The organism is Streptomyces sp. NPDC029526, assembly GCF_040637405.1.
GTDB lineage: Bacteria > Actinomycetota > Actinomycetes > Streptomycetales > Streptomycetaceae > Streptomyces.
Window position 1 is genome coordinate 1 of the sequence record NZ_JBEZWE010000031.1, and the last position, 26393, is coordinate 26393.

Annotated in this window: 21 protein-coding genes, 1 tRNA gene, 1 pseudogene and 1 riboswitch; of the genes and pseudogenes, 14 read left to right on the forward strand and 9 right to left on the reverse strand. The window is 72.5% G+C overall.

Going from position 1 to position 26393, the window contains the following annotated elements:
* Positions 1-183: 183 nt before the first annotated feature.
* From AB0F01_RS30355 to AB0F01_RS30385, 7 genes are all read left to right on the forward strand, one after another.
* On the forward strand, positions 184-1509 hold the full coding sequence (locus tag AB0F01_RS30355) for a cytochrome P450 (protein ID WP_362102442.1): 1326 nt from the start codon (positions 184-186) through the stop codon (positions 1507-1509).
* 150 nt (positions 1510-1659) lie between these two features.
* Positions 1660-2637, forward strand: a complete 978-nt coding sequence (locus AB0F01_RS30360) for a transglycosylase family protein (RefSeq protein WP_362102397.1) — start codon at positions 1660-1662, stop codon at positions 2635-2637.
* A gap of 525 nt (positions 2638-3162) precedes the next feature.
* A riboswitch (cyclic di-AMP (ydaO/yuaA leader) is annotated at positions 3163-3332 on the forward strand.
* 4 nt (positions 3333-3336) lie between these two features.
* The gene (locus AB0F01_RS30365; protein ID WP_362102400.1) at positions 3337-4047 is read left to right on the forward strand and encodes a transglycosylase family protein; all 711 of its coding nucleotides are present in this window, start codon (positions 3337-3339) and stop codon (positions 4045-4047) included.
* 590 nt (positions 4048-4637) lie between these two features.
* Positions 4638-5918: a phosphopyruvate hydratase gene (eno, locus tag AB0F01_RS30370; RefSeq protein ID WP_164349917.1), complete on the forward strand. Its 1281-nt coding sequence runs from the start codon at positions 4638-4640 to the stop codon at positions 5916-5918.
* 113 nt (positions 5919-6031) lie between these two features.
* Positions 6032-6508: a septum formation initiator family protein gene (locus AB0F01_RS30375; protein WP_362102403.1), complete on the forward strand. Its 477-nt coding sequence runs from the start codon at positions 6032-6034 to the stop codon at positions 6506-6508.
* 95 nt (positions 6509-6603) lie between these two features.
* Positions 6604-7152 carry a DUF501 domain-containing protein gene (locus AB0F01_RS30380; RefSeq protein WP_362102406.1) on the forward strand — a complete coding sequence of 183 codons (549 nt, stop codon included), beginning with the start codon at positions 6604-6606 and terminating at the stop codon, positions 7150-7152.
* Positions 7149-8102, forward strand: coding sequence for a Ppx/GppA phosphatase family protein (locus tag AB0F01_RS30385; RefSeq protein ID WP_362102408.1), 954 nt, complete (start codon positions 7149-7151; stop codon positions 8100-8102). The genes AB0F01_RS30380 and AB0F01_RS30385 overlap by 4 nt, the downstream gene beginning before the upstream one ends.
* A gap of 37 nt (positions 8103-8139) precedes the next feature.
* Here the strand turns inward: AB0F01_RS30385 and AB0F01_RS30390 are convergent, their stop codons facing one another.
* The 3 genes and pseudogenes from AB0F01_RS30390 to AB0F01_RS30400 form a co-directional block, all read right to left on the reverse strand.
* The gene (locus tag AB0F01_RS30390; RefSeq protein ID WP_217129824.1) at positions 8140-8409 is read right to left on the reverse strand and encodes a type II toxin-antitoxin system RelE/ParE family toxin; all 270 of its coding nucleotides are present in this window, start codon (positions 8407-8409) and stop codon (positions 8140-8142) included.
* Positions 8406-8678, reverse strand: coding sequence for a type II toxin-antitoxin system Phd/YefM family antitoxin (locus tag AB0F01_RS30395; RefSeq protein ID WP_362102443.1), 273 nt, complete (start codon positions 8676-8678; stop codon positions 8406-8408). Before AB0F01_RS30395 ends, AB0F01_RS30390 begins: the two co-directional genes overlap by 4 nt.
* Before the next feature lie 162 nt (positions 8679-8840).
* Positions 8841-9026: pseudogene (locus AB0F01_RS30400) on the reverse strand (type II toxin-antitoxin system RelE/ParE family toxin); the annotation flags it as partial.
* 555 nt (positions 9027-9581) lie between these two features.
* Between AB0F01_RS30400 and AB0F01_RS30405 the strand changes: the two are divergent.
* The gene (locus tag AB0F01_RS30405) at positions 9582-10964 is read left to right on the forward strand and encodes an NAD(P)/FAD-dependent oxidoreductase (protein WP_362102411.1); all 1383 of its coding nucleotides are present in this window, start codon (positions 9582-9584) and stop codon (positions 10962-10964) included.
* A gap of 571 nt (positions 10965-11535) precedes the next feature.
* On the forward strand, positions 11536-12834 hold the full coding sequence (locus tag AB0F01_RS30410; RefSeq protein WP_362102414.1) for a cyclopropane-fatty-acyl-phospholipid synthase family protein: 1299 nt from the start codon (positions 11536-11538) through the stop codon (positions 12832-12834).
* Positions 12835-13040: 206 nt separating this feature from the next.
* Here AB0F01_RS30410 and AB0F01_RS30415 read toward each other — a convergent pair whose 3' ends face one another.
* Together AB0F01_RS30415 and AB0F01_RS30420 are read right to left on the reverse strand one after the other, a co-directional pair.
* A complete protein-coding gene (locus AB0F01_RS30415) occupies positions 13041-15569 on the reverse strand; it encodes an FtsX-like permease family protein (RefSeq protein WP_362102417.1) in 2529 nt (842 codons plus the stop codon).
* 248 nt (positions 15570-15817) lie between these two features.
* Positions 15818-16588, reverse strand: a complete 771-nt coding sequence (locus tag AB0F01_RS30420; protein ID WP_362102420.1) for an ABC transporter ATP-binding protein — start codon at positions 16586-16588, stop codon at positions 15818-15820.
* Positions 16589-16990: 402 nt separating this feature from the next.
* Here AB0F01_RS30420 and AB0F01_RS30425 point away from each other — a divergent pair.
* From AB0F01_RS30425 to AB0F01_RS30435, 3 genes are all read left to right on the forward strand, one after another.
* Positions 16991-17078, forward strand: a tRNA-Leu gene (locus AB0F01_RS30425).
* A 398-nt stretch (positions 17079-17476) separates the two neighbouring features.
* Complete coding sequence (locus AB0F01_RS30430) at positions 17477-18661, forward strand: RCC1 repeat domain-containing protein (RefSeq protein WP_362102423.1); 1185 nt, start codon at positions 17477-17479, stop codon at positions 18659-18661.
* A 190-nt stretch (positions 18662-18851) separates the two neighbouring features.
* Positions 18852-19760: a Bax inhibitor-1/YccA family protein gene (locus AB0F01_RS30435; protein WP_362102425.1), complete on the forward strand. Its 909-nt coding sequence runs from the start codon at positions 18852-18854 to the stop codon at positions 19758-19760.
* Between the two features lie 80 nt (positions 19761-19840).
* Here the strand turns inward: AB0F01_RS30435 and AB0F01_RS30440 are convergent, their stop codons facing one another.
* Entirely contained in the window at positions 19841-20068 is a 228-nt protein-coding gene (locus tag AB0F01_RS30440; RefSeq protein ID WP_362102428.1) for a DUF4287 domain-containing protein, read from the reverse strand.
* Positions 20069-20170: 102 nt separating this feature from the next.
* On the opposite strand from AB0F01_RS30440, the gene AB0F01_RS30445 reads away from it, so the two are divergent.
* Entirely contained in the window at positions 20171-20482 is a 312-nt protein-coding gene (locus AB0F01_RS30445) for a hypothetical protein (protein WP_164346484.1), read from the forward strand.
* 184 nt (positions 20483-20666) lie between these two features.
* Here the strand turns inward: AB0F01_RS30445 and AB0F01_RS30450 are convergent, their stop codons facing one another.
* The 3 genes from AB0F01_RS30450 to AB0F01_RS30460 all read right to left on the reverse strand — a co-directional run bounded on the left by AB0F01_RS30450 (position 20667) and on the right by AB0F01_RS30460 (position 24671).
* Positions 20667-21452, reverse strand: a complete 786-nt coding sequence (locus tag AB0F01_RS30450; RefSeq protein ID WP_362102431.1) for a hypothetical protein — start codon at positions 21450-21452, stop codon at positions 20667-20669.
* Positions 21453-21725: 273 nt separating this feature from the next.
* Positions 21726-22946, reverse strand: coding sequence for an acetyl-CoA C-acetyltransferase (locus tag AB0F01_RS30455; protein ID WP_362102434.1), 1221 nt, complete (start codon positions 22944-22946; stop codon positions 21726-21728).
* 654 nt (positions 22947-23600) lie between these two features.
* On the reverse strand, positions 23601-24671 hold the full coding sequence (locus AB0F01_RS30460; RefSeq protein WP_362102437.1) for an SGNH/GDSL hydrolase family protein: 1071 nt from the start codon (positions 24669-24671) through the stop codon (positions 23601-23603).
* A gap of 183 nt (positions 24672-24854) precedes the next feature.
* On the opposite strand from AB0F01_RS30460, the gene AB0F01_RS30465 reads away from it, so the two are divergent.
* The gene (locus AB0F01_RS30465) at positions 24855-26243 is read left to right on the forward strand and encodes a cystathionine beta-synthase (protein ID WP_362102439.1); all 1389 of its coding nucleotides are present in this window, start codon (positions 24855-24857) and stop codon (positions 26241-26243) included.
* Positions 26244-26393 lie beyond the last annotated feature (150 nt).

Consider the following 26393-nt stretch of genomic DNA (forward strand, 5'->3'; position numbering starts at 1 on the left):
CCATCGAGCGGGGCGAGTTCGCGCTGGAGTACCAGCCGCTCGTCGGCATGGAGGACGACCGGGTGCACGGGGTCGAGGCCCTGATCAGCCGCCCGCCCCTCCCCCTCCCGATACGGTCGAACCGTGACCGATCAGCCCCCGCCGTCGGAGAGCCCCGCCTCACCAGTGCCTCCCGAACCTTCCGTGCCTCCCCTGCCTCCCTCTACGCGGCCCACGCCCGAACTGTTCACGTGGGAGTTCGCGAGCGACCCCTACCCCGCCTACGCCTGGCTGCGCGAGCACGCGCCCGTGCACCGGACGCGGCTGCCGAGCGGGGTGGAGGCCTGGCTGGTGACCCGCTACGCCGACGCGCGCCGGACCCTCGCGGACAACCGCCTGTCCAAGAACCCGGCGCACCACGACGAGTCCGCGCACGCCAAGGGCAGGACCGGCATCCCGGGGGAGCGCAAGGCGGAGCTGATGACGCACCTGCTCAACATCGACCCGCCGGACCACACCCGGCTGCGCAGGCTGGTGAGCAAGGCGTTCACCCCGCGCCGGGTGGCCGAGTTCGCGCCCCGGGTGCAGGAGCTGACCGACGGGCTCATCGACGCCTTCGCCGCCCGCGGTTCCGCCGACCTGATCCACGAGTTCGCGTTCCCTCTCCCCATCTACGCCATCTGCGACCTGCTCGGTGTCCCCCGGGAGGACCAGGACGACTTCCGGGACTGGGCGGGCATGATGATCCGACACCAGGGCGGCCCCCGGGGCGGGGTGGCGCGCTCGGTGAAGAAGATGCGCGGCTACCTCGCCGACCTGATCCACCGCAAGCGGGCGGCCCTGCCCGCCGAGCCCGCCCCCGGCGAGGACCTCATCTCCGGTCTCATCCGGGCCTCGGACCACGGCGAGCACCTCACCGAGAACGAGGCCGCGGCGATGGCGTTCATCCTGCTGTTCGCCGGCTTCGAGACCACCGTCAACCTCATCGGCAACGGCACCTACGCCCTGCTCACCCATCCCGCGCAGCGCGCCCTGCTCCAGGACTCCCTGGCTTCCGGTGACCGCGGGCTGCTGGAGACCGGGGTGGAGGAACTGCTGCGCTACGACGGCCCGGTGGAGCTGGCGACCTGGCGGTTCGCGACGGAGCCGGTCACCATCGGCGGGCAGCGGATCGCCGCCGGGGACCCGGTGCTGGTCGTGCTCGCGGCGGCGGACCGGGACCCGGAGCGGTTCGACGGGCCGGACGTGCTGGACCTGGCGCGGCGTGACAATCCCCACCTGGGATACGGACACGGCATCCACTACTGCCTGGGTGCCCCGCTGGCGCGCCTGGAGGGGCAGACCGCGCTCGCCACGCTGCTGACCCGGCTGCCGGACCTCCGGCTGGCGGCGGATCCGGCCGAACTGCGCTGGCGGGGCGGGCTCATCATGCGCGGACTGCGCACCCTGCCGGTGGAATTCACTCCTCCGGCAAAGCCGAGCGAACCGGACGGCGCGGCCCTGCCCCCGACCCGACCAGCGGAAACATGACAGAGTCTCACACTCTGTGATCTCCACGTGATCTGCGCGGCATTAACTTGTGACAAGAGATCCTTCCCGATACGTTCACCCATCAACGGCGTGGCGCACGTGAGTTCGCGTCCGCCGCGTGGCAACCGCTGTCGTGTGAAAGGTCTCCGCATGCTCTCCGGGAACGGTCGGCACCGTCGCCCCCGCCAGGCACCGGCTTTCGTCGTCGCGGCCGGAGTCACCGGCTCCGCCATCGCCCTCCCGCTGTTGGCGGCCGGCAGCGCCAGTGCGGCCGACGGCAAGACGTGGGACCGGATCGCGGAGTGCGAGACCGGCGGCTCGTGGAGCGAGAACAGTGGCAACGGCTACTACGGCGGCCTCCAGATGAGCCAGGAGAAGTGGGAGAAGTACGGCGGGCTCGAGTACGCGGCCAGTGCCGACCTGGCCAGCCGCCGTCAGCAGATCGAGATAGCCGACAAGGCGCTCGCCGCCGAGGGTGTCGGCGACTGGGCGACCTGCGGTCTCGTCGCGGGGCTCCAGCCCGACTCGTCCGGCGGTGGCGCCGGACAGGACGGCGCCGCTACGGAAGAAACGGACATTCCGAACTCCCTGGGGCTGGGCAACTCCTCGGTCCCGCCCGCCGGCCCGGAGTCCGGATCCGGCGCCCCGTCCGCGACCCCCTCCCCGTCGCAGAGCACCCCGGACGGGACCGGCACCGCGGACGGTTCGGGTGACGCCACCGGGAAGGCCGACGACCCGGCCGCCTCGCCCACCAGTCCGGCTTCCCCCTCCGCCGAGGGTGAGAAATCCCGCAATGCGGGCAAGGAGAGCGGTGCGGACCAGGGTGACGCCCCGTCCGCATCCGCCGGCACCCCCTCGGAGGGCACCGGCCGCCACCGTGGCGCGCCCGCCCCGGAAGAGGTCGCCGGAGGCGGAGGCCGTGCGGGCGCTCCGGAGGGCGGCTACGTGGCGCAGGACGCCGGTGCCGCGCGCGGAGTGATGGGCGGGACGCCGGGCGTGAGTGCCGTCCTGGGCCTCTGGTCCGCCGCCGAGTCGTCCACCCCGGCCGTTCCGGCCCAGCCGTCCGCCACGCCCGAAGCGTCCCTGTCGGCGCAGGGGACGAGCCCGCTCTCCTCCTGGAACCAGTGACGAGCCGGTTCCCCTTGTACGGATCCAGCGGTTGACCCGTCCGGATCCAGCGGTGAACCCGTCCGGAGCCGGTGGCGAGTCCACCCGGATCCAGCGGCGAACCCGTCCGGAGCCGGTGGCGAACCCGCCCGGATCCGACGGCGAACCCGTCCGGATCCAGCGGCGAACCTATTCGGAACCACGGGAGAACCCGCTCTCTCCCGGGAGCGGATGGCCAGCCCTCTCCCGTCCTGCCGCCAGCAGCGTCCCGAAATAGCCCACTTGGGTGGAACGCCCCCGGTCAGAAGCTTCTGACCGGGGGCGTTCCGGGCGAAAGGGGCGGGCGAACAGCCCTCCGGGCGGCGACAGTTGACGTCATGTTTCGTACTGAATGTCCGGTTTAAAGTTTGTGAGACATAGGTCTCAGAAGCCGTGATCGTCTTTGAAATTCCGCCGAACGCGTGTCTACGGTCGTGACCGCTCGCCATCGCGGGCCCCGGCTGCCGCCACGCCGAATCCTGCCAGTGGCAGCCCGGGAACAGTCGTCGCACCAGTGCGCCGTAGGCAGGAGCGGGGGACCCAAGGTAGGCGCCGGATCCGGTGGTTGAACGCCGGGTGCGGCTTGGGGTGAAGCCGCGTCCCGAGAGGGGCGTGGCCGGGCAACTCAACCGGCCCGAACCCGACAGCTCACCTCGTAGGCGTCGGTGAGGGGATCCAACCATGCTGTTTTCCGGCAAGGGCAAGCACCGTCGTCCGTCCAAGGCCACTCGCGCCATCGCCGTCGCCGGCGTGACCGGCGCCGCCGTCGCCGCCCCGCTGATGGCGGCCGGCAACGCCTCCGCCGCCACCGCCGCCGAGTGGGACGCCGTCGCCCAGTGCGAGTCGGGCGGCAACTGGTCCATCAACACCGGCAACGGCTACTACGGCGGTCTGCAGTTCTCCGCCTCCACGTGGGCCGGCTTCGGCGGCACGAAGTACGCCTCCACCGCCGACCAGGCCACCAAGGCCCAGCAGATCGAGATCGCCGAGAAGGTCCTCGCGGGCCAGGGCAAGGGTGCCTGGCCGGTCTGCGGCAAGGGCCTGTCCAGCGCCGCGTACACCGGCGGCGGCTCCACCCAGAACCAGGGTGGCGCCTCGCAGCAGAGCGCCCCGAAGCAGGACACCGGCTCCACCGCCGAGCGCTCCACCGAGCAGCAGAAGCCGTCGCGCTCCGCCGAGCGCCCGGCGCAGAAGAAGACCGTCACCACCCCGACCGGCAAGAAGGTCAAGAAGGGCGACGGCGAGTACAAGGTCGTCAAGGGTGACACCCTCAGCTCCATCGCCGAGGAGCACGACGTCAAGGGCGGCTGGGCCAAGCTGTTCAAGCTGAACGACGACGTCGTCCAGGACGCCGACCTCATCTACCCGGGTCAGCAGCTGCACCTGAAGTAAGGAAGCAGCCCCAGGGCCGCGTCTCCCGGCCCCCTGGCCCCCGGCTCCCCGCCCCGGTGCGTGATCCCCGTACGCACCGGGGCGGGGCCATGACCGGACTCCTCCCGGACTCCCCTGCGGGGCGCCTCGCTGAACCGCCCCGGGCTCCGTGCGGGGCGTCTCGCCGGACGGCTGCCCGGGCTCCCTGCCGGACGGCTTCCCGCAGTCCCCGCCGGACGGCTTCCCGGACTCCTCGCCGAACTCCGTGCGGGGCGTCTCGCTGAACGGCCCCGGGCTCCCTGCCGGACGGCTTCCCGCAGTTCCCGCCGGACGGCTTCCCGCACTCCTCACCGGGCTCCGCCCGGGCTCTTCCCTGGCTCCTCCCGGGGCTTCGGGCCGGGCACTTTCCGGTCACGGTCTCCCGGGCCGTCTTTGTTCCGCGAAGAAACAATCTAAGCTTCGCTCTGTCCCCCGCGGCACTCCGTGGCACGAGCCACGGATGTCCAGGGGATGGGCGACCGGATGGCCGATCGCCCGGAGCCGGTTAGGCTCGGTCTCGCAGAGCCACCGAGGCCCTGCCCACTCGCGTCACATCCACGAAGGAGATGCTCGTGCCGTCCATCGACGTCGTCGTAGCCCGGGAAATCCTGGACTCCCGAGGCAACCCCACGGTCGAGGTCGAGGTCGGCCTCGACGACGGCAGCACGGGGCGTGCCGCCGTTCCCTCCGGCGCCTCCACGGGCGCCTTCGAGGCCGTCGAGCTGCGGGACGGGGACCCCGACCGCTACCAGGGCAAGGGCGTCGAGAAGGCCGTCCTCGCCGTCATCGAGCAGATCGGCCCGGAGCTGGTCGGCTACGACGCCACCGAGCAGCGCCTGATCGACCAGGCCATGTTCGACCTGGACGCCACCGACAACAAGGGCTCCCTCGGCGCCAACGCCATCCTGGGTGTCTCCCTGGCCGTCGCCCACGCCGCGTCCGAGGCGAGCGACCTGCCGCTGTTCCGCTACCTGGGCGGCCCCAACGCGCACCTGCTGCCGGTGCCGATGATGAACATCCTGAACGGCGGCTCGCACGCCGACTCCAACGTGGACATCCAGGAGTTCATGATCGCCCCGATCGGCGCGGAGTCCTTCTCCGAGGCCCTGCGCTGGGGCACCGAGGTCTACCACACGCTGAAGAAGGTCCTGAAGAGCAAGGGCCTGGCCACCGGCCTCGGCGACGAGGGCGGCTTCGCCCCGAACCTCGGCTCCAACCGCGAGGCCCTCGACCTCATCCTCGAAGCGATCAAGGAAGCCGGCTACACCCCCGGCGAGCAGATCGCCCTGGCGCTCGACGTCGCCGCCTCCGAGTTCTACAAGGACGGCTCCTACGTCTTCGAGGGCAAGGAGCGCACGGCCGCCGAGATGACCGAGTACTACGCCGAGCTGGTCGAGGCGTACCCGCTGGTCTCCATCGAGGACCCGCTGTTCGAGGACGACTGGGACGGCTGGAAGACCATCACCGCCAAGCTCGGCGACAAGGTGCAGCTCGTCGGTGACGACCTGTTCGTCACCAACCCCGAGCGCCTGGCCCGCGGCATCGACGAGGCCGCCGCCAACGCCCTGCTCGTCAAGGTCAACCAGATCGGTTCGCTCACCGAGACCCTGGACGCCGTCGAGCTGGCCCAGCGCAACGGCTTCAAGTGCATGATGTCCCACCGCTCCGGCGAGACCGAGGACGTCACCATCGCCGACCTGGCCGTCGCCACCAACTGCGGCCAGATCAAGACCGGCGCCCCGGCCCGTTCGGAGCGTGTCGCCAAGTACAACCAGCTGCTGCGCATCGAGGAGATCCTCGACGACGCCGCGGTGTACGCGGGCCGCAGCGCCTTCCCCCGCTTCAAGGGCTGAGCGCCCGCTCCGTAGGAAGCGTCGTCCGTACGTCCCCGCCCCGGTCCCGTACCGTGTGCGGGGACGTACGCACGTAGACCCACGGACGACGACGGCGAACCGGAGGCGGGCACATGGCGGTGAAGGACCGGGACCGTTTCTCCACCACGACCAGGATCCGGCTCCTCGGTGAGCAGACCGCGGCCCGGGTCTACCGCTCGCAGACCAAGCGGCAGGCGCGCCGCTCCCGGCTCACCGGCCGGGCCGCGCTGCTCGCCCTGGTGGTCTGCTCGCTGATCGTGGCCCTCGCCTACCCGATGCGGCAGTACGTCTCCCAGCGTGCCGAGATCGCCGACCTCCAGCGGCAGCAGGAGGAGGCCCGGCAGCGCGTCGAGGAACTGCGCGACCTCAAGGCCCGCTGGCAGGACGACGCCTACGCCGAGCAGGAGATCCGCCGTCGGCTGCACTACGTCATGCCCGGCGAGACCGGGTTCGTCGTGGTCGACCCGGGCCCGGTGAAGCGGTCGCGCACCGACACCCGGGCGGCCGACCGCCCCTGGTACGCCAACGTCTGGGACGGGGTCGACAAGGCCGACGCCGCCGACCGGTGACCCCGCGCCCGTGACCGCCGCCGACCGGTGATCCCGCCCCATGACCGCCGCCGTCCGGCGGCCCGGCACCCGTGACACCCCGAAGAAAGACAACGATGGACACACCCCCGCCCACGACCCCGCGCACCGAGCCCACCGACGCGGACGTCGCGGCCTTCCGGCAGCAGTTGGGCCGGCCCCCGCGCGGACTGCGCGCGATCGCCCACCGCTGCCCCTGCGGACAGCCGGACGTCGTCGAGACGGCGCCGAGGCTGCCCGACGGCACCCCCTTCCCCACGCTCTACTACCTGACCTGCCCGCGCGCCTCCTCGGCGATCGGGACGCTGGAGGCGAACGGCGTGATGAAGGAGATGACCGAACGCCTGGCCACCGACCCGGAGCTGGCGGCCTCCTACCGGGCGGCGCACGAGGACTACATCCGCCGCCGCGACGAGATCGAGGAGCTGACGGGCTTCCCGAGCGCGGGCGGCATGCCGGACCGGGTGAAGTGCCTGCACGTCCTGGTCGCCCACTCGCTGGCCGCGGGCCCCGGCGTCAACCCGCTGGGCGACGAGGCGCTGGCCATGCTCCCCGAGTGGTGGCGCAAGGGCCCGTGCGTGACGCCCGAGGACACGGCCGCCGCGGAGCAGGAGGACGCCCGATGAACAGGGTCGCCGCCATCGACTGCGGCACCAACTCGATCCGTCTGCTGGTGGCCGACGTCGACCCCGGAACCGGTGAACTGACCGACCTGGACCGGCGCATGACGATCGTGCGGCTCGGCGAGGGCGTCGACCGGACCGGCCGGCTGGCGCCGCAGGCGCTGGAGCGCACCTTCGCCGCCTGCCGGGAGTACGCGGAGATCATCGAGCGGCACGGCGCGGAGCACCTCCGCTTCGTCGCCACCTCCGCCTCCCGGGACGCCGAGAACCGGGACGACTTCGTGCGCGGCGTGGTGGACATCCTGGGCGTGGAGCCCGAGGTCATCACCGGCGACCAGGAGGCCGAGTTCTCCTTCACGGGCGCCACCAAGGAGCTGACCGGCCGCACCGACCTGCACCGCCCGTTCCTGGTCGTCGACATCGGCGGCGGCTCCACGGAGTTCGTCGTCGGCGACGACCGGGTCCGCGCCGCCCGCTCCGTCGACATCGGCTGCGTCCGGATGACCGAACGGCACCTGGTGCGGGACGGCGCGGTGACGGACCCGCCGGCGCCGGAGCAGGTGGCGGCGATGCGCGCCGACATCGAGGCAGCCCTGGACCTCGTCGAGAAGACGGTGCCGCTGCGCGAGGCGCTGACCCTGGTCGGTCTCGCCGGTTCGGTCACCACCGTCTCGGCGATCGCCCAGGACCTGCCGGGCTACGACTCGGCGGCCATCCACCACTCCCGGATCTCCCGGGAGCGGGTGCGGGAGATCAGCGACCGGCTGCTGCGGTCCACGCACGCCGAACGCGCCGCGATCCCGTCCATGCACCCGGGCAGGGTCGACGTGATCGCCGCGGGGGCGCTGGTGCTGCTGGCCGTGATGGAGCGCATGGACGCCCGGGAGGTCGTCGCCAGCGAGCACGACATCCTGGACGGCATCGCTTTTCACACGGCGGCCGAGGCGCGTTGACGGGCGCTGCCCGACGGAGGTGGTGTGGGGCGGGGCATCACAGGTTGCGGTAGACGTCCCGCCGGTCGCCCACCTTGACGACGAGGACGACGAGTTCACCGTCGTTGATCTGGTAGGCGACCCGGTAACTTCCGACTCGCAGCCGGTAGAGCCCGGACGGGCCGGTGAGTTTCTTGACGTCGGCGTCCTGGCGGTACGGGTCGTCACCGAGTGCGGTCAGCGCGGTCAGGATGCGCATGGCGTCGGGTCGGCTGATGGCCCGGAGCTGCCGCTGTGCCGCCGTGGTGAACCGGAAGGCGTACTTCACGCCGCCTCGCCGTCCTTCTCGGTGAACAGGTCCGCCAGCAGTTCCGCCATGGTCACGGTGGTGCCGCCCTCGGCCAGCACCGCTTCGGCCTCGCGCGCCAGCATCACGTCGGCCGCTTCCTCCAGCGCTTCGAAGTCCGAGATCGGCACCACGGCCGCCACCGGGGCGCCATTGCGCGTGATGACGGTCGGGACGCCTTCCTCGGCCCGGTTGATGTGGTCGGCGAGGTGGGCGCGGGCTTCCCGTACGGTCACGGTGTTCTCACTCATGAGGACAGTGTACGCGTGCACGTGTACACGCGACCTCGGTCGGGAGTCGCGTTCGTGAGCGATGCTCGACGGGATCGCGCGGAGCTGCGCGACCGGGGGGCGCTGAGGCGGCGCCGACGCCGGGGCGCGCCGAGCCGACGCCGGGCGGGGCGTCACGGCGGTGCGGTGGACGTCCCGCCGCTCGCCCATCTCGACCACGAGGACGACGAGTTCACCGTCGTTGATCCGGCAGGCGACCCGGTAGCGGCCGACCCTCAGCCGATGGAGGTCCGAGGGGCCGGTGGGTTTCCTGGCGTCGGCGTCCTGCCGGTACGCATCGTTACCGAGCGCGGTCAGCGCGGTCCATACTGTCCCGCCGGGCACCCACGGGCCCTCGCTGGCCCCCGCCGGGCACTCACCGGGCCCCCGGCCGGGGCGTTTTCCGGGCTCTCCTCCGGGCCGCCTGTCGCCCCCGTGGTGCTCCGCCGTGGTGCTCCTCTGTGGTGCTCCCCCGAGCGGGGTCGGCGAGCATTCGAGCGCTGGTGGGGGCCCCGGGAGGCCGTTCCGGCGGGGTCCTCGCCGGAAAGTTCGTGAAGTTCTTCACAAGGAAACGGGCCCGGTGGAGCGCAGAATGGGGGCCGGTTGGCCCTTTCGAGGGCTCGAGACCCGTTTGAACATGTTCAGAAGGCGGCCGGGAGAAGGCGCCGGAGGAGTGCTCGGGACAGGGTGCGAGGGGCCTCACAACGGCCTGGAACTGCCGGAGAGGCAGCTCACGCGGCATTGACAACGTGACGGCGACGGTGTGGGTTCCCGATCGGGACCATGGTCTGGGTCACAGAGGCGGCGGAGTGTAACACAGGGGGTGTCCGAGCTTGTGAAGGGGCGCACGAGGTACCCCCCTCGGGCGGGTGGATACTCGATGGCATGAGCACCACGGAGCGTCCCAGGATCCTCGTAGTAGGCGGTGGGTACGTAGGCCTGTACGCAGCTCGGCGCATCCAGAAGAAGATGCGTTACGGCGAGGCGACCGTCACCGTCGTCGACCCGCGGTCGTACATGACCTACCAGCCCTTCCTCCCGGAAACCGCCGCCGGCAACATCTCCCCGCGACACGTCGTCGTCCCGCTGCGGCGCGTGCTCCCCAAGGCGGAGGTGCTCACCGGCCGGGTCACCACCATCGACCAGGACCGCAAGGTCGCCACGATCGCCCCGCTGGTCGGCGAGGCGTACGAGCTGCCCTTCGACTACCTGGTGATCGCGCTCGGCGCGGTCTCCCGCACCTTCCCGATCCCCGGCCTCGCCGAGCAGGGCATCGGCATGAAGGGCGTCGAGGAGGCCATCGGCCTGCGCAACCACGTCCTCGAACAGCTCGACAAGGCCGACTCGACCACCGACGAGGAGATCCGCCGCAAGGCGCTCACCTTCGTCTTCGTCGGCGGTGGCTTCGCCGGCGCGGAGACCATCGGTGAGGTCGAGGACATGGCCCGGGACGCGGCCAAGTACTACAAGACGGTGTCCCGTGAGGACATGCGCTTCATCCTCGTCGACGCCGCCGACAAGATCCTTCCCGAGGTCGGCCCCAAGCTGGGCCAGTACGGCAAGGAGCACCTCGAGAGCCGCGGCGTCGAGGTCTACCTGTCCACGTCGATGGACTCCTGCGTCGACGGTCACGTGGTGCTGAAGAACGGCCTGGAGGTCGACTCCAACACCATCGTGTGGACCGCGGGCGTCAAGCCCAACCCGGCGCTGGCCCGCTTCGGCCTGCCGCTCGGCCCGCGCGGCCACGTCGACACCCAGCCCACCCTCCAGGTCACCGGCACCGACTACATCTGGGCCGCGGGCGACAACGCCCAGGTCCCGGACCTCGTCGGCCGCAAGGCGGGCAACGAGAACGCCTGGTGCCCGCCGAACGCCCAGCACGCGCTGCGCCAGGCCAAGGTCCTCGGCGACAACGTGATCGCCGGCATGCGGGGCTTCCCGCAGAAGGACTACCGCCACGCCAACAAGGGCGCGGTCGCGGGCCTCGGCCTGCACAAGGGCGTCGCGATGATCGTCGTCGGCAAGATGAAGATCAAGCTCAAGGGCCGGCTCGCCTGGTACATGCACCGCGCGTACCACGGCATGGCGATGCCGACCTTCAACCGCAAGATCCGCGTCTTCGCCGACTGGACCCTCGGCATGTTCCTCAAGCGCGAGGTCGTCTCCCTGGGCGCGATCGAGTCGCCGCGCGAGGAGTTCTACGAGGCGGCCAAGCCCGCCCCGGTGGCCGCCGCCGAGCCGAAGAAGACCGAGGCCAAGGCCTCCTGACCCGCGCGCCCCGGCCGCACCCCCTCCCGGGGGCGGCCGGCAGCCGCAGCAGTGACCCCCGAAGGGGCCGCCCGCCATCCGTGGTGCGGGCGGCCCCTTCGGCATGCCGGGACCGCCGTGCCCGGGACCGCCGTGCCCGGGACCGACCGTCCGGGGCCGCTGTGCCCGGGACCGCCGTGCCTGGGACCGCCGTGCCCGGGACCGACCGTCCGAGGCCGCCGTGCCCGGGACCGCCGTGCCCGGGACCGACCGCAGGGGCCTGCCCGCGCCGACGCTCCCGGGAGGCCCGCGCGGTCGGCAGCGGAGCCCGGCAGCGGAGCCCGGCAGCGGAGCCCTGCACCGGAGCCCTGCACCGGAGCCCTGCACCGGAGCCCGGCAGCGGAGCCCTGCACCGGAGCCCGGCCCCGAGGGTCGGTGTCGGCGGCCGTCGCGGTGTGCGCCGGGGGAGGGGACAGGCGGCGCTCCCGGCGGCGTCCGCCCGGGCGGGACACGCGCCGGGGGCTGCCAAGTCGCCGTGCGGGTGTTTACGTGGTGACGACATTCCGGGATTCCCGTCACGGAGGTGCAGACCATGGCAGACGCCGCGTCGCGGCTGAAGGCGCACGCCGATCAGCTGCTGGGCACACCGCTCCCCGTCCGGATCCGGGCCTGGGACGGCTCCCAGGCAGGACCCCCGTCCGCACCGGCCCTCGTCGTGCGCAACCGCCGGGCCGTGCGCCACCTGCTGTTCAAGCCGGGCGAACTCGGCCTCGCCCGCGCCTGGGTGGCCGGTGACCTGGACGTCGAGGGCGACCTCTACACCGCCCTGGACCTGCTCGCGGGACTGATCTGGGAGCGCGACGCCGACGCCCCGGGCCTGGCCCGCTCGCTGCGCGACCCGGCGTTCCGCTCCGCCGTGCGCGGCCTGTTCGCCCTGGCCGGGCCCCCGCTGCCGCCCGCCCGGCCCGCCGAGGAGGCCCGCCGCCCCCGCCGCGGCCTGCACACCCGACGCAGCGACCGGGGCGCCGTCAGCCACCACTACGACGTCGGCAACGACTTCTACGAGATCGTCCTCGGCCCGTCGATGGTGTACTCCTGCGCCTACTGGTCCGCCCCGCCCCCGCGCGCCACCCTCGAACAGGCCCAGCACGACAAGCTGGAACTGGTCTGCCGCAAACTCGCCCTGGAGCCCGGCCGGCGGCTGCTCGACGTGGGCTGCGGCTGGGGCGCGATGGCCGTGTACGCCGCCCGCGAGCACGGGGCGGGCGTCGTCGGCATCACCCTCTCCCGGGAGCAGGCCGCCCACGCCCGCAAACGCGTCGCCGAGGAGGGCCTGGCCGACCGGGTGGAGATCCGCGTCCAGGACTACCGGGACGTCGCCGACGGCCCGTTCGACGCGATCTCCTCCATCGGCATGGCCGAGCACGTCGGCTCGCCCCGCTACCTGGAGTACGCCACCCGTCTGCACGGGCTCCTCGCGCCCGGTGGGCGTCTGCTGAACCACCAGATCGGCCGCCGCCCCGAACGCGACGAGGGGGCGTACGACCTGGACCCGTTCATCGACGCCTACGTCTTCCCCGACGGTGAACTCGCCCCCGTCGGCACCACGGTGAGCCTGCTGGAACGCGCCGGGTTCGAGGTGCGGGACGTGGAGGCGCTCCGGGAGCACTACGCGATCACCCTGCGCCGGTGGGTGGCGAACCTGGAGGCGCAGTGGGACCGCGCGGCCCGGCTGGCCGGACCCGGCCGGGCCCGCGTGTGGCGGCTCTACATGGCCGCCTCCGCCCTCGCCTTCGAGAAGAACCGCATCGGCGTCAACCAGATCCTCGCCGTCCGCCCCGCCGGATCGGGAGCGTCCGGCCTGCCCCTGCGCACCCGCACCTGGACCTGAACGCGCCACGGGCGCACCCGCAACTGCACCTGACGCGCCACCGGACCCGTCTCCGGGAACTGACGCGCCACCGGCCCCCGCCTCCCGGACCTGGCGCGTCACCGCCCCCCGCACCCGGAACCGACCCGCCGCGCGCCCCCCGCACACGACGACGGGGCCCCGCCCACCGGAACGGGACCCCGTCGTCGCAGCCGGACGGCCGGCCGTTACTCGGCCTTGATGGCCTGGAGCATGTTCAGCCGGGCCGCGCGACGGGCCGGCCACAGCGCGGCGAGCACGCCCACCACGGCGGCCAGCGCCAGGAAGACGCCCATCCGGCCCCACGGCAGCACCAGTTCGTAGGTCTGGATGCTGTTCCCCATCAGTTCGCCCGCGGCCCAGCCGAAGAAGACCCCGAGCCCGATGCCGAGCACCCCGCCGAACAGCGAGATCACCAGCGACTCCAGCCGGACCATCCGCTTGATGCCCCTGCGGTCCAGGCCGATCGCGCGGAGCATGCCGATCTCCTGGGCACGCTCGAACACCGACATCGCCAGGGTGTTGATCACCCCGAGGACCGCCACGATCACCGCCATCGCCAGCAGGCCGTACACCATGTTGAGCACCACGGTGAACATCTGCGCGAGCTCGTCGGAGAGGTCCTTCTTGTCCTGGACCTTGATGCCCGGGTTGTCGCCGAGGAGCTCGACCAGCGACTCCTTCGCGGTGCCGGACGGACCGTCGGCGGTCTTGACCATGACCAGCATGTCGTTCGGCTCGGACTCGTGCGGGGCGAGCGTGGCGGTGTCGACCATGATGCCGCTGATCATCTCGTTGCCCCGGTAGATGCCGGAGACCGTCAGCCGCTCCTTCTTGCCGTCCTCGAAGGCCGCGGTGAACTCGGAACCCGTCTTCCAGCCGTACGACTTCGCCGTGTCGTCGTCCACGACCACCCGCGAGCCGCCGATCTCGAAGGTGCCGGACGCGACCTCGAACCGCGTCAGCCGGCCGAAGGTGGAGCCGTCGACCCCGGTCATGAACTCCGTCCCGCCGTCGATGCGGGACACGGCGTTGCGCATCGGGCTGGTGGCCGTGACGCCGTCGGCCTCCTTCAGCTTCTTCTCGACGTCCGGGGACAGCGCGTTGCCGTTCGCCATGGACACCATGTAGTCCGCCTCGATCGCCGAGGCCGCCATCTTGTCGATGGACTTCTGCAGGCTGCCCGCCGCCACCGTCATGCCGGTGATCAGGGTCAGCCCGATCATCAGCGCGGACGCGGTGGCCGCGGTGCGGCGCGGGTTGCGCACCGAGTTCTGCCGGGCCAGCTTGCCGGAGATCCCGAAGACGCGCAGGACCGGGGCCGCCGCGGCGACCAGCGGGCGGGACAGCAGCGGCGTCAGGACGAACACGCCGACGATCAGCAGCACCGCGCCGATGCCCATCGGGGCCTGGCCGTCGGAGCCCTTCATGGTGGTGGCCACCAGGACCACCGCGATGCCGGCCGCCGAGAGCAGCGCGCCCAGCGTGTTGCGCAGCACCAGCGACTTGGTGGTCGCCTTGGCGTGCACCGAGTTCATCGCCGCCACCGGCGGGATCTTCGCGGCCCGGCGGCCCGGCAGCCAGGCGGCGAGCATGGTGATCAGGATGCCGACGGCGAACGCGGAGACGACCGTGCCCGTGCTGATCACCAGCGGCCCGTCCGGGATCGGCGCGTCCAGCGCGCCCATCAGGGACTGCAGTCCGACGCCGATGCCCACGCCGGCGACCAGGCCCGCGACCGCGGCGATCGCGCCCACCACGAACGCCTCGATCAGCACCGAGCGGGTGATCTGGCGGCGGGAGGCGCCGACCGCGCGCATCAGGGCCAGCTCCTTGGTGCGCTGGGCGACCAGCATGGTGAAGGTGTTGGCGATGATGAACGTCCCCACGAACAGCGCGATGCCCGCGAACACCAGCAGCGCCTGCTTCAGGCCGCTCATCGAGGAGGCGATCATCTCCGCCTGGGCGTCGGCGAGTTCGGTCCCGGTCTTCAGCTCGACGACGCCGGACGGCAGCGCCTTCTCCAGCTGCGCCCGCAGGGCCGTGTCGCTGACGCCGGCCTTGGCCTTGACGGCGATCTCGTCGAAGGTGCCGGTCTTGCCGAACAGCTTCTGCGCGGTCGCGGTGTCGAACAGCGCGAGGCTGCCCCCGGCCGCGACATTGCCGTCGTCGGTGGTGAAGACGCCCGTGACGACCGGTTCCAGGACGGGGCCGTCGACGGACATGCGGATGGTGTCGCCGACCTCGTACCCGGCGCGCCGGGCCGTCTCGGAGTCGATGAGGATCTCGCCCTCACCCTTCGGCGCGCGCCCCTCGGACAGCGGGTACCGGGGGTCCTTCGCGCCCCAGTAGTTGCCGCCCTGCGACTGGAAGTCGTCGCCGATCAGGCGGCCGTCCTTGTCGGCGAGCGCGGTGAAGCCGTTGACGATGCCGATGGCCTGCTCGGCCCCCGGCACCCGGGCGCTGTCGTCGACCAGGGCGCGGGTGAGTTCGTGCGGTTCACCGACCCGGTCGCCCTCGGCTTCCTGCCAGCCCGGCGTGACGGCGACGTCGACGTGGTCGAAGCCCTTGGCGGACTGCTTCTGCAGGGCCGCGGAGACGGTGTTGGTGAAGACCAGGGTCCCCGACACGAAGGCCACGCCGAGCATCACGGCGAGCACGGTCATCAGGAGCCGGGCCTTGTGCGCGAGCACATTGCGCAAGGCGGTACGGAACATGGGTGTCTTCTCGAGTCCAGACGGTGAGGGCGAGGGGTGGAGGGCCGGAACCCGCCCCCGGCGGGGACGCCGGGGGCCGCGCGGGCACGGCTGAGGGCCACGCGGGCACGCGGGCCGGCCGGGCGGCGGGCGCGGCCCCGGCCCGGTGGGGCGGAGGCGGGCCGGGCGCGCGGCCCGCGGGACCCTGGGGCGGAGGCGCGGAAGGGGGCGGGGCGGGGTGAGGGCGGGGCGGACGGGGCCGCGGGGTGTCAGCTGGTGCGGCCCCGGGCGTCGAACTGCTTCATGCGGTCGAGCACCTTGTCGGCCGTGGGCCCGTACATCTCGTCCACGACCCTGCCGTCCGCGAGGAAGACAACGCGGTCGGCGTAGGCGGCGGCCACCGGGTCGTGGGTCACCATGACCACCGTCTGGCCCAGCTCGCGCACCGAGTTGCGCAGGAAGCCCAACACCTCGGCGCCGGAGCGGGAGTCCAGGTTCCCGGTCGGCTCGTCACCGAAGACGATGTCGGGCCGGGAGGCCAGCGCCCGTGCCACCGCCACCCGCTGCTGCTGGCCGCCCGACAGCTGCGAGGGCCGGTGGCCGAGCCGGTCGGACAGCCCGGTCATCCGGATCACCGTGTCCAGCCACTCCCGGTCGGGCTTGCGGCCCGCGATGTCCATGGGCAGCGTGATGTTCTCCAGCGCGTTCAGCGTCGGCAGCAGGTTGAACGCCTGGAAGATGAAACCGATCTTGTCCCGGCGCAGCCGGGTGAGCTGCTTGTCCTTCAGCGACCCCAGTTCGGTCTCGCCGATGCGCACGGAGCCGGACGAGAAGGTGTCCAGGCCGGCCACGCAGTGCATCAGCGTGGACTTGCCGGAGCCGGAGGGGCCCATGATCGCGGTGAACTCCGCCTGCTGGAAGTCGACGGAGACCCGGTCCAGGGCGACGACCCGGGTCTCGCCCTCGCCGTAGATCTTGGACAACTCCGCGGCGCGCGCGGCCACGGCGGTGGTCCGGGCGGCGGTGGGTGCGGTGGTCACGGGATGGCTCTCCTGACGGGCGACGTGTTGCTCGGTGACGTCTTCCATCGTTCCGTCCGTTTGCCGCCGCGTAGTCACCCGCGGCGCCGGTTCCGAGGGGCGACCGAGGGGGGACGGGAGGGCGCCGTGTCATACCTGGGGATGACGGGCGCCCCTGAGGGGACGGATGTCCGAGTGATGACCGGAACAGGTGGCGCGCCCTTGTTCGGACGGTGAAATTCCGTCATTCCGCGCACGGGGTGCCACATCACACGCAACGCTGGTGGCAAGTGCTGATGGCGCGTACCGGATGCTGATGCACCCTCAGACATCAATAAAATAAGACAACATCGGCTAGCCGCCCCGTAGTTCGCACGAGGCGGCCCGATAGGCTCGGCACGCTCGAAGCGGAGCCCATGGCCTGCCCGGATGGTGGAATAGCAGACACGGCGAGCTTAAACCTCGCTGCCCCTACGCGGGCGTGCCGGTTCAAGTCCGGCTCCGGGCACCATCACGTCCTCGGCCCGGTGGACGGCCCTGGCCGGAACGGCTCACGGCCGCTCCCGGCTTTGGGAGCGCAACGCCCTCGCCCCACCCCCACCCCGACCCTCGCCCTCACCCGGCCACACCCTCGCGGCGGCTCCCGCACCGCGCCCGGACCACCCGGCCCGCACCCCCGAGCGGCCCGTCGTCGCCGGGCGGCAGCGGACCCCCGAGCGGCCCGTCGTCGCCGGGCGGCAGCGGACCCCTGAGCGGCCCGCCCGCCCGGCTCGCCCCCGGCCGCGTCCCGCGTGCCGCCCCGCGAACGTCACAGTTCCCGAGCCTCCCGGTTCACCGCGGACCGATGCGAAGATCGGTCCTGCCCGGACGAACCGTGTGCCGGGCACGAGCCGACGGGGGTGGGCGACGATGCGTGGCGGACGATGGCTGCGGACGCTGCTGGCGGGGATCGTGGTGCTGGGGGCGGTGGGCTGCAGCAAGGCCGACCGGGCGGTGATGGCGGCGCCGCCCTGCCCCGAGGGGGAGTCCGGGCGCCCGCAGCCCGTGCGGGTCCAGCCCGGCGCCGTCTGGTCCGGGGGCCACCTGGGCGCCGGGTCGGCCGACCGGTGGGGCGGCGGGCTGGTGCCCGGCTGGACCGACGTCGTCTCCGTGGCGGACAACGGTTTCAGCACCGCCGCGGTACGGGCCGACGGGACCGTGTGGACGTACGGCCAGAACCACAAGGGCTCCCTCGGGCACGGTTCCCAGGAACGCGGCCACCTCGACACACCGCGCCAGGTGGCCGGCATCACCGACGCCCGCTCCGTGCACGCCGGGGGCAGCACGTTCTTCGCCGTCCGCGCCGACGGCTCCGTGCTGGCCTGGGGGTCGGAGAACATCCTCGTCAACGCCGGACGCCGGGACGGCTACGCGGGGGTGCCCCGGCCCCGCCCCGTGCCGCGCGCCGGCGGCGTCCACTCGATGGCGCCGGACTCGCTGACCGCCTTCGCGCTGCGCGCCGACGGACGGGTGCTCGGCTGGGGCGTCAACCTCACCGACGTGCTGGGGGACAGGGACAGCACCCGGCTCACCCGGATCGACGACGTCCACAACGTCGTCTCCCTGGCCTCCACCGGCGGCGCGGTGGTCGTGGCCACGGCCGACGGCGCGGTCTGCGCCTGGGGCAACAACGTGCACGGCGTGCTCGGCGTCGAACCGCGCGGCGGCCAGACCGGCAGGCCGGTGCGGGTGCCCGGCCTGAAGGACGTCGTCCAGGTCGCGGGCGGCAACGACGTCGCCTTCGCCCTCGACCGCAGCGGCACCGTCCGGGCGTGGGGCCGCGGCGTGAGCGGCACCCTCGGGGACGGCGACGCCTCGGACCACTCCTCGGCCCGCCCGGTGAAGGTGCCCGGACTGCCCGCCGTCCGGCGGATCGCCGCCCACGGCTTCACCGGATACGCCATCGACACCGACGGCGGCCTGTGGAGCTGGGGCTCCGGCGTGACCCTGGGCGACCACACCCGGGCCACCGGCGCCGCACCCGAACGGGTCCCGCTGCCCGGCCCCGCCCTTGCCATCTCGGGCCGCCATGTGATCGTCGACACCGTCGGATGATCTCCCCCAGGTCCCGGGAAGGTACCGGCTCGGTCATGTTCCGGCGCCCGCCGGTGAGGGGAATCACCCGGCCGCGTAGCGTGTTGAGCAGCACGACGAGGGAAAGATCCTCCCCAAGCACTGGGTCATTCCCTTTGCCTACCTATTACTCTTGAGCCAAGGCCGCGCAGTGCGGCCATGGAGGAGTGAAATGAGGAGCAGAAACCCGGTCTTCTCGCGACGGGGGTTCAGCCGCGACAACGGCTACGCGGGCTTCGGCACCGCGCCGCAGGCCGGGGGTCCCGCTGTCGCCACGCAGGGCAACCCGTACGCGCAGCCGACGGGCAACCCCTACGCGCAGAACCCGTACGCGCAGAACCCGTACGCACAGCAGGACCTGCAGCACGGTGCGCCGCCGCAGGCTCCGGCCGCTCCCGGCCGGATGACCATGGACGACGTCATCATCCGCACCGCGTCGACCCTCGGTGTCCTCGTCGTCACCGCGGCGCTCGCCTGGGCCCTGCTGCCCGTGGACGACGCCAACATCAGCCGGTCGTACGGCATCGGCATCGGTGCCGCGCTGCTCGGCATGGTCCTGGCGCTGGTGCAGTCGTTCAAGCGCAAGGCCTCGCCGGCGCTGATCCTGACGTACGCGGCCGTCGAGGGTGTGTTCCTCGGCGTGATCTCCAGCATCGTCGACAACCGCATCGCCGACGGTGCCGCCATGCAGGCCGTGCTCGGCACGATGGCGGTCTTCGGTGGTGTGCTGGTGGCCTACAAGGCCGGCTGGATCCGCGTCAACCGCCGCTTCTACGGCTTCGTGATGGCGGCGGCGCTCGGCTTCATCCTGCTGATGGGCGTGAACCTGCTGTTCGCGGTCTTCGGCGGCGGTGACGGCCTCGGCTTCCGCAGCGGCCCGCTCGGCATCGTCTTCGGCATCGTCGGCATCATCCTCGGTGCCTGCTTCCTCGCCCTGGACTTCAAGCAGGTCGAGGACGGGCTGGCCTACGGCGCCCCGCGTGAGGAGGCCTGGTTCGCGGCCTTCGGCCTCACCCTGACGCTGGTGTGGATCTACCTCGAGTTCCTGCGACTCATCGCGATCTTCAACAGCAGCGACTGACGCGTCGCCACCCCAGGCACGCGGAAGGGCCCCGGATCCCCGGGGCCCTTCGTCGTGCCGGGCCGCGGCCCGTGCCGGAGCTAGCGCAGGTTGCGCGCTGCCCTCCTCAGGTCGTACTCGTGGACGATCGCCTTGGCGTGGCCGTACGCCAGGTCGTACTCGTGACGGAGCCAGCTGACCTTCTCCTCGAAGCGGAGGGCCGGGCCGTCGTCGACGGTGCGCAGCCAGTCGGAGATCTCACGACCGGTGCACTGGGGGATACGGGCGAGCAGGTTGCGATGGGTCTCCTCGGAGAAGACTTGGGACATCGGCGCCTCCGGACGCAGGGGATGAAAGCCGGTCCTTCAGGTCACCGTGCCCCAGCGCTCGTCCGTTGGCAACAGTCCTGCCGCGCCGCGTACGCTCGCCGCGTGGTTGATACGACATCCCTCACCCGTGCCGTGGATCACTTCGCCGACCGCCTGCGGGCCGCGCCGCAGAGTCGGCTGCAACGCGGGGCGGCTGCCGAAGCCCTCGCCCTGGCCAGGGAGTTCGCCCGCCGGACCCAGCTGGCGGAGGAGCCGGGAACCGAGCCCCGCGAGATGCCCGACGCCGGGATGTTCGCCGCCGCGGACCAGATCACCGTCGCCGGGCACGACCTGGCGCTCGTACTGAAGAACGAGGACGAGGTCGCCGAGGCGGCCCGGCTGGTGGAGGAGGCGCAGAAACGCGCCGGGGTCTGACGGGGGCCGGGGCGAAGTGGCCCGGGCCGTGGGCGGGCCGGGAGCCGCGGGTGGGCCGTGAGCCGAGGGCGGGCCGGGACGAGGGCCCGCGTACGGCGTCCGGGGCCGGTGGCCGCGGGCCCGCTTCCGGGGCCGGTGGCCGGCCGAGCCGGTGACCCGTGGCTCGGACACCTGGCCGGAACGGTCAGAGGGACGCTATGACCCGGTCCGCCAGGATGTACACGTTGTCCTCGCCGCAGGAGAACGTCAGGGTGTACGCCCCGGAGATGCCGGAGCCGCCGAGCAGGAACGGGCTCTCGCCCGCACGCAGCGCCGTCGCCAGGCGTTCCGCGGTCTCCCGGTGCCCCGGCGTCATGCACAGGGTGGTGCCGTCGGCGAAGACGTAGACGTCCAGGGTGCCCAGCGGGCCCGGGCGGACGTCCGCCAGCTCCACCTGGGTGGCCGCCAGCTCCTCCAGCGTCGCCACGGTGCGCTCGTGGTCGTTCACGGCCGGCGGCGGGTTCGGGACGAAGTCCGGGTGCGAGGGGTGGCGGCGACGGGCGGCGGCCAGCTCCGGGGAGTCGGCGGGGTGCTCGTCGGCCTCGGCGCCCGCCTCGGCCACCGCCTCCACCTCCAGGCCCACGAAGTCGGCCTGCCGGGGCAGGAACAGCTCACTGTCGGACAGCCCGAGCAGGGACGGCGCGTCGGAGGCGTCCCGCGCCTCCTGGGCGGCCCAGAAGGCCCGCGCTTCGGCCAGCTCGCGCTCCCGCTCCTCCGCGAGGGCTTCCGCGACGGCCGCGCGTATCTCGTCCGCGTCGGCCGTCCGGGCCGACGGAAGCAGCGCGCGCGTGGCGGCGGCTCGGCTCTCGGCCAGCTCGGTGTGCAGGGCCGCGACCTGTCGCCGCAGCACCAAGATGCTGCGCAGGACCGCGACGCCCACGGCGCCGGTGGCGGCCGTGGTGACCAGCAGGGCGATCGGCATGGCGCTCACTGACGTACTCCCGGTTCAAAGTCGACCCCCGACTTCCTACATCAGCTTGAAGGGTGGACTAACCATCTGTCAGTGCGTAACGTCACGAAACGGACAGAGTGTTGTTTCCAGGGGGGTGAGGGGTGGGGCTCTGACCTGCGTGAATCCCTGTGGCGGGAGGGATAGGTCACATCCTGAGGGCGATTGGATCACAAATCGGCCCGGAGCCCCGGCAGTTCCGGGGTTCCGGGCCGAACGCGGACGGAGGGTGCCGCCGCGGTCACGCTGAGGTGCTCAGCTGAGGCGTTCGATGACCATCGCCATGCCCTGGCCGCCGCCGACGCACATCGTCTCCAGGGCGAACTGCTTGTCGTGGAACTGCAGCGAGTTGATCAGTGTGGCGGTGATCCGGGCGCCCGTCATGCCGAAGGGGTGGCCGACGGCGATGGCACCGCCGTTGACGTTCAGCTTCTCCAGCGGGATGCCCAGCTCGCGGTAGGACGGGATCACCTGGGCGGCGAACGCCTCGTTGATCTCCACCAGGTCGATGTCGTCGATGGTGAGGCCGGCCCGGCGCAGGGCCTGCTGCGACGCCTCGACCGGGCCGAGGCCCATGATCTCCGGGGAGAGCCCGGAGACGCCGGTGGAGACGATCCGGGCCAGCGGGGTCAGGCCCAGCTCGCGGGCCTTGGTGTCGCTCATGATGACGAGGGCCGCGGCACCGTCGTTGAGCGGGCAGCAGTTGCCGGCGGTGACCAGGCCGTCGGGGCGGAAGACCGGCTTCAGCCCGGCGACGCCCTCCATGGTGACCCCGGCGCGCGGGCCGTCGTCCTTGGCGACCACGGTGCCGTCGGGCGTCGTGACGGGAGTGATCTCGCGCTCCCAGAAGCCGTTCTTGATGGCCTCCTCGGCGAGGTTCTGCGAGCGGACGCCGAACTCGTCCATCTCCTCGCGGGTGATCCCCTTGAGGCGGGCCAGGTTCTCGGCGGTCTGCCCCATCGCGATGTACGGGTCGGGCACCAGGCCGTCCTCGCGCGGGTCGTGCCAGGTGGATCCCTCGGACTCGGCGACCGCCGCGGTGCGGGCCTCGGCCTCGGCGAACAGCGGGTTGCGGGTGTCCGGGAGGCTGTCGGAGTTGCCCTTGGCGAACCGGGAGACCGTCTCGACGCCGGCCGAGATGAACACGTCGCCCTCGCCCGCCTTGATGGCGTGCAGCGCCATGCGGGAGGTCTGCAGCGAGGACGAGCAGTAACGGGTGATGGTGCAGCCCGGCAGGTGGTCCATGCCCATCTGCACGGCCACGATCCGGCCCAGGTTGTTGCCCTGCTCACCGCCGGGCAGACCGCAGCCGAGCATCAGGTCGTCGATGTCCCTCGGGTCCAGCTCGGGCACCTTGGCCAGGGCGGCCTGGACGATCGTGGCGGTCAGGTCGTCCGGGCGCACGTCCTTCAGGGACCCCTTGAAGGCGCGGCCGATGGGGGAGCGGGCGGCGGAAACGATCACGGCTTCGGGCATCACGGCTCCTGAGGGAAGGGGCGGCGCTTCGCGCCGGTCGGGGTGGTGGTCGGGCGGCGTGCGGCGTACCACGCGGTCGGGCACGGCTGCCTGGGAAGTTACCCGGCTGTATCGGCGGGGTCACGGGGGGCGCGGTGTGACATGGGCCGCAACTGTCTAAGCGCTTGCTTTGTCTGCGTGCCTTCGATGATACGGCGGGTGCCGTCGATGTGACCGGTTCGGGCGGCGACGGGTTCGGGCAGCGACCGGTTCGCGCGGCGACGGGTTCGGGCAGCGACGGGTTCAGCGGCCGGTTCGGGCGGCGGCCGGGAGGGCGGCCGGCTCGGACAGTGACCGGATCAGGCGGTTGACCGGTTCCGGCGGGTCCGGTTCCTGCGCCGCTCGGCCGACTGCCCGGGCCCGGTCCCGCCCGCCTGGCCGTTCACCCGTCCGGTTGCCGTCCGTCCGGTCACCCGCCCGCCGCCCCCGCGCGGGCCGGTCCCCGGGCCCGGCACCCGACCGCGACCCCGGGCGTGCGGGCCCGGGGTCGCGCACCCCGCACTCGACTCCGACCCCGGCCCTGCGGACTCGGCCCTGCGGACTCGGCCCTGCGGACCCGGCCCCGCGGGCCAGGTCCGCGCGCCCCGACCCGGGCCCCGCGGGCCGGTGCCGCGGTCAGAGCTGCCGGGACGTGGACGTGGAAGAGGACGCGGACGAGGACGGGGCCGGGGCCGTCGGGGTGGCGGGCTCGGCCTCCTGGACGCGGCGGCGCCTGCGGCGCTTGAGGAGGGCCCAGGGGCCGCGCGGCCCCGACGGCATCGCCGCGGCGACCTCCGTACCGGCCTCCGACGCGGCCTCGGCCGCAGCCCGGGCGACCGGGAGGAAGCCCTCGCGGCGGGAGGCGTCGGGACGCTCCTCCTCCGCCGGCCACAGGCCCAGCGCCGCGCACACCGTCGGCAGCACCGCCATCGCGGCCGTCGCGTACCCCTCGGCCGACGGGTGGTAGCTGTCGGGACCGAACAGCTCGCGCGGGTTCTCGGCGAACTCGGGGCCCAGCAGATCGCCCAGCGACACCGTCCGGCCGCCCTGCTCCACCGCACCGATCGTCTGTGCCGCCGCCAGCTGCCGGGAGGCCCGCCGGGCCAGCCAGCGCAGGGGCTGCTGGACCGGCTCGATGGTGCCCAGGTCGGGGCAGGTGCCCACCACCACCTCCGCGCCGGCGGTGCGCAGCCGCCGCACCGCCGCCGACAGGTGGCGCACCGAACGGGTGGCCGGCATGCGGTGCGTGACGTCGTTCGCCCCGATCATGATCACGCACATGTCCGGAACCCGGGACGGGTCCGCCAGCGCCCGCGACACCTGCCGGTCCAGGTCGTCGGAGCAGGCCCCCGGTACCGCCACCGTGCTCAGTCCCACCGGCCGCTCCGCGATCGCCGCCACCCCGGAGGCCAGCAGCGCGCCCGGGGTCTGCCCGGCCCGGTGCACGCCCTGTCCGGCGGCCGTGGAGTCGCCCAGCATGGTCAGCCGCAGCGCCGGCCGTCCGGGCACCGTGTAGGCGGCGCCGTACAGGCCGTCCGCGTTCGGCACGTGCGGCGACATGCCGTTGCCCACCCGGCGCCGCGCCAGCTGCGCCTGTGCCACCAGCAGTCCCACGGTGGCCGCGCCGGCGAGGCCGATGCCCCCGCCGCCGTACGCCGCTCCCGCCGCGATCCGCCGGGCCGCTCTCGCCCTCGACATGCTCGTCATGCCTCGCCGCCACCTCCTCCGAAGCCCTCACCCAGTGCTTGCCCCGTACGCACCGTGGTCCAATCCCACTCTGAGTGAACGACCCGTCCGCGGCCCGCGCCCGGCGCGGACCGTCCGTCCCGCGAAGGGCCTAGGCTGGCTGGACCACCACGACCGCATCTTTTGCAGCATCCGGAGACAACGGTGCAATTCCACGACTCGATGATCAGCCTCGTCGGCAACACCCCGCTCGTCAGGCTCAACAGCGTGACCAAGGGCATCAGGGCCACCGTCCTGGCCAAGGTCGAGTACTTCAACCCCGGCGGTTCCGTGAAGGACCGCATCGCCCTGCGCATGATCGAGGCCGCGGAGAAGAGCGGGGAACTGCAGCCGGGCGGCACCATCGTCGAGCCCACCAGCGGCAACACGGGCGTGGGGCTCGCCATCGTGGCCCAGCAGAAGGGCTACAAGTGCATCTTCGTCTGCCCGGACAAGGTGTCCCTGGACAAGATCAACGTCCTGCGGGCGTACGGGGCCGAGGTCGTGGTGTGCCCGACTGCCGTGGCGCCCGAGCACCCCGACTCGTACTACAACGTCTCCGACCGGCTGGTCCGTGAGACGCCCGGCGCCTGGAAGCCGGACCAGTACTCCAACCCGAACAACCCGCTGTCGCACTACCACTCCACCGGCCCCGAGCTGTGGGAGCAGACGGCGGGGAAGATCACCCACTTCGTCACGGGCGTCGGCACCGGCGGCACCATCTCCGGCACCGGCCGCTACCTCAAGGACGCCAGCGACGGCCGCGTCAAGGTCATCGGCGCCGACCCCGAGGGCTCCGTCTACTCCGGCGGCTCCGGTCGCCCGTACCTGGTCGAGGGCGTCGGCGAGGACTTCTGGCCGACCGCCTACGACCGGACCGTCGCGGACGAGATCGTGGCCGTGTCCGACAAGGACTCCTTCCAGATGACCCGCCGCCTCGCCAAGGAGGAGGGCCTGCTGGTCGGCGGCTCCTGCGGCATGGCGGTCGTGGCGGCCCTGGAGGTCGCCTCGCGGCTCGACGAGGACGACGTGGTCGTCGTGCTGCTGCCGGACAGCGGGCGCGGCTACCTCAGCAAGATCTTCAACGACGAGTGGATGGCCGACTACGGCTTCCTGGAGGACGCCGGCCCCAGCGCCCGCGTCGCCGACGTCCTGGACGACAAGGCCGGCGACCACATGCCGTCCCTGGTCCACATGCACCCGGACGAGACCGTCGGCCAGGCCATCGAGGTGCTGCGCGAGTACGGCGTCTCGCAGATGCCGGTCGTCAAGCCCGGCGCCGGCCACCCGGACGTGATGGCCGCCGAGGTCGTCGGCTCCGTGGTGGAGCGGGAACTGCTGGACCACCTGTTCAGCAAGGGCGCCTCCCTGGACGACCCGCTGGAGAAGCACATGTCCGCCCCGCTGCCGCAGGTCGGCTCCGGCGAGCCGGTCGAGGACCTGATGGCCGTGCTGGGCAAGGCCGACGCGGCGATCGTCCTCGTCGAGGGCAAGCCGACCGGCGTGGTCAGCCGCCAGGACCTGCTGGCCTTCCTGGCCAAGGGCGGCAAGTGACGCGAGGGCTCACGCCCGCCGGATGAGCCCGCCGACCGCTCCGCCCGCTGTTCCGCGCCTGCCGGGCGTCGGACGGCGGGCGTCGAGCGGCAGGGGAGCCGTGAGCCGGACGTCGGCCCGGCCTCCCGCCCCGGGGCGGGAGGCCGGGCC

Bases quoted from the DNA above. Each gene is read 5' to 3' on its own strand.
- AB0F01_RS30360 (WP_362102397.1), top strand. From the start codon at position 1,660: ATGCTCTCCGGGAACGGTCGGCACCGTCGCCCCCGCCAGGCACCGGCT.
- AB0F01_RS30430 (WP_362102423.1), top strand. From the start codon at position 17,477: ATGCGTGGCGGACGATGGCTGCGGACGCTGCTGGCGGGGATCGTGGTG.
- AB0F01_RS30440 (WP_362102428.1), bottom strand. From the start codon at position 20,068: ATGTCCCAAGTCTTCTCCGAGGAGACCCATCGCAACCTGCTCGCCCGT.
- AB0F01_RS30380 (WP_362102406.1), top strand. From the start codon at position 6,604: ATGGACACACCCCCGCCCACGACCCCGCGCACCGAGCCCACCGACGCG.
- AB0F01_RS30385 (WP_362102408.1), top strand. From the start codon at position 7,149: ATGAACAGGGTCGCCGCCATCGACTGCGGCACCAACTCGATCCGTCTG.
- AB0F01_RS30365 (WP_362102400.1), top strand. From the start codon at position 3,337: ATGCTGTTTTCCGGCAAGGGCAAGCACCGTCGTCCGTCCAAGGCCACT.
- AB0F01_RS30460 (WP_362102437.1), bottom strand. From the start codon at position 24,671: ATGACGAGCATGTCGAGGGCGAGAGCGGCCCGGCGGATCGCGGCGGGA.
- AB0F01_RS30375 (WP_362102403.1), top strand. From the start codon at position 6,032: ATGGCGGTGAAGGACCGGGACCGTTTCTCCACCACGACCAGGATCCGG.
- AB0F01_RS30410 (WP_362102414.1), top strand. From the start codon at position 11,536: ATGGCAGACGCCGCGTCGCGGCTGAAGGCGCACGCCGATCAGCTGCTG.
- AB0F01_RS30395 (WP_362102443.1), bottom strand. From the start codon at position 8,678: ATGAGTGAGAACACCGTGACCGTACGGGAAGCCCGCGCCCACCTCGCC.
- AB0F01_RS30415 (WP_362102417.1), bottom strand. From the start codon at position 15,569: ATGTTCCGTACCGCCTTGCGCAATGTGCTCGCGCACAAGGCCCGGCTC.
- AB0F01_RS30405 (WP_362102411.1), top strand. From the start codon at position 9,582: ATGAGCACCACGGAGCGTCCCAGGATCCTCGTAGTAGGCGGTGGGTAC.
- AB0F01_RS30455 (WP_362102434.1), bottom strand. From the start codon at position 22,946: ATGCCCGAAGCCGTGATCGTTTCCGCCGCCCGCTCCCCCATCGGCCGC.
- AB0F01_RS30435 (WP_362102425.1), top strand. From the start codon at position 18,852: ATGAGGAGCAGAAACCCGGTCTTCTCGCGACGGGGGTTCAGCCGCGAC.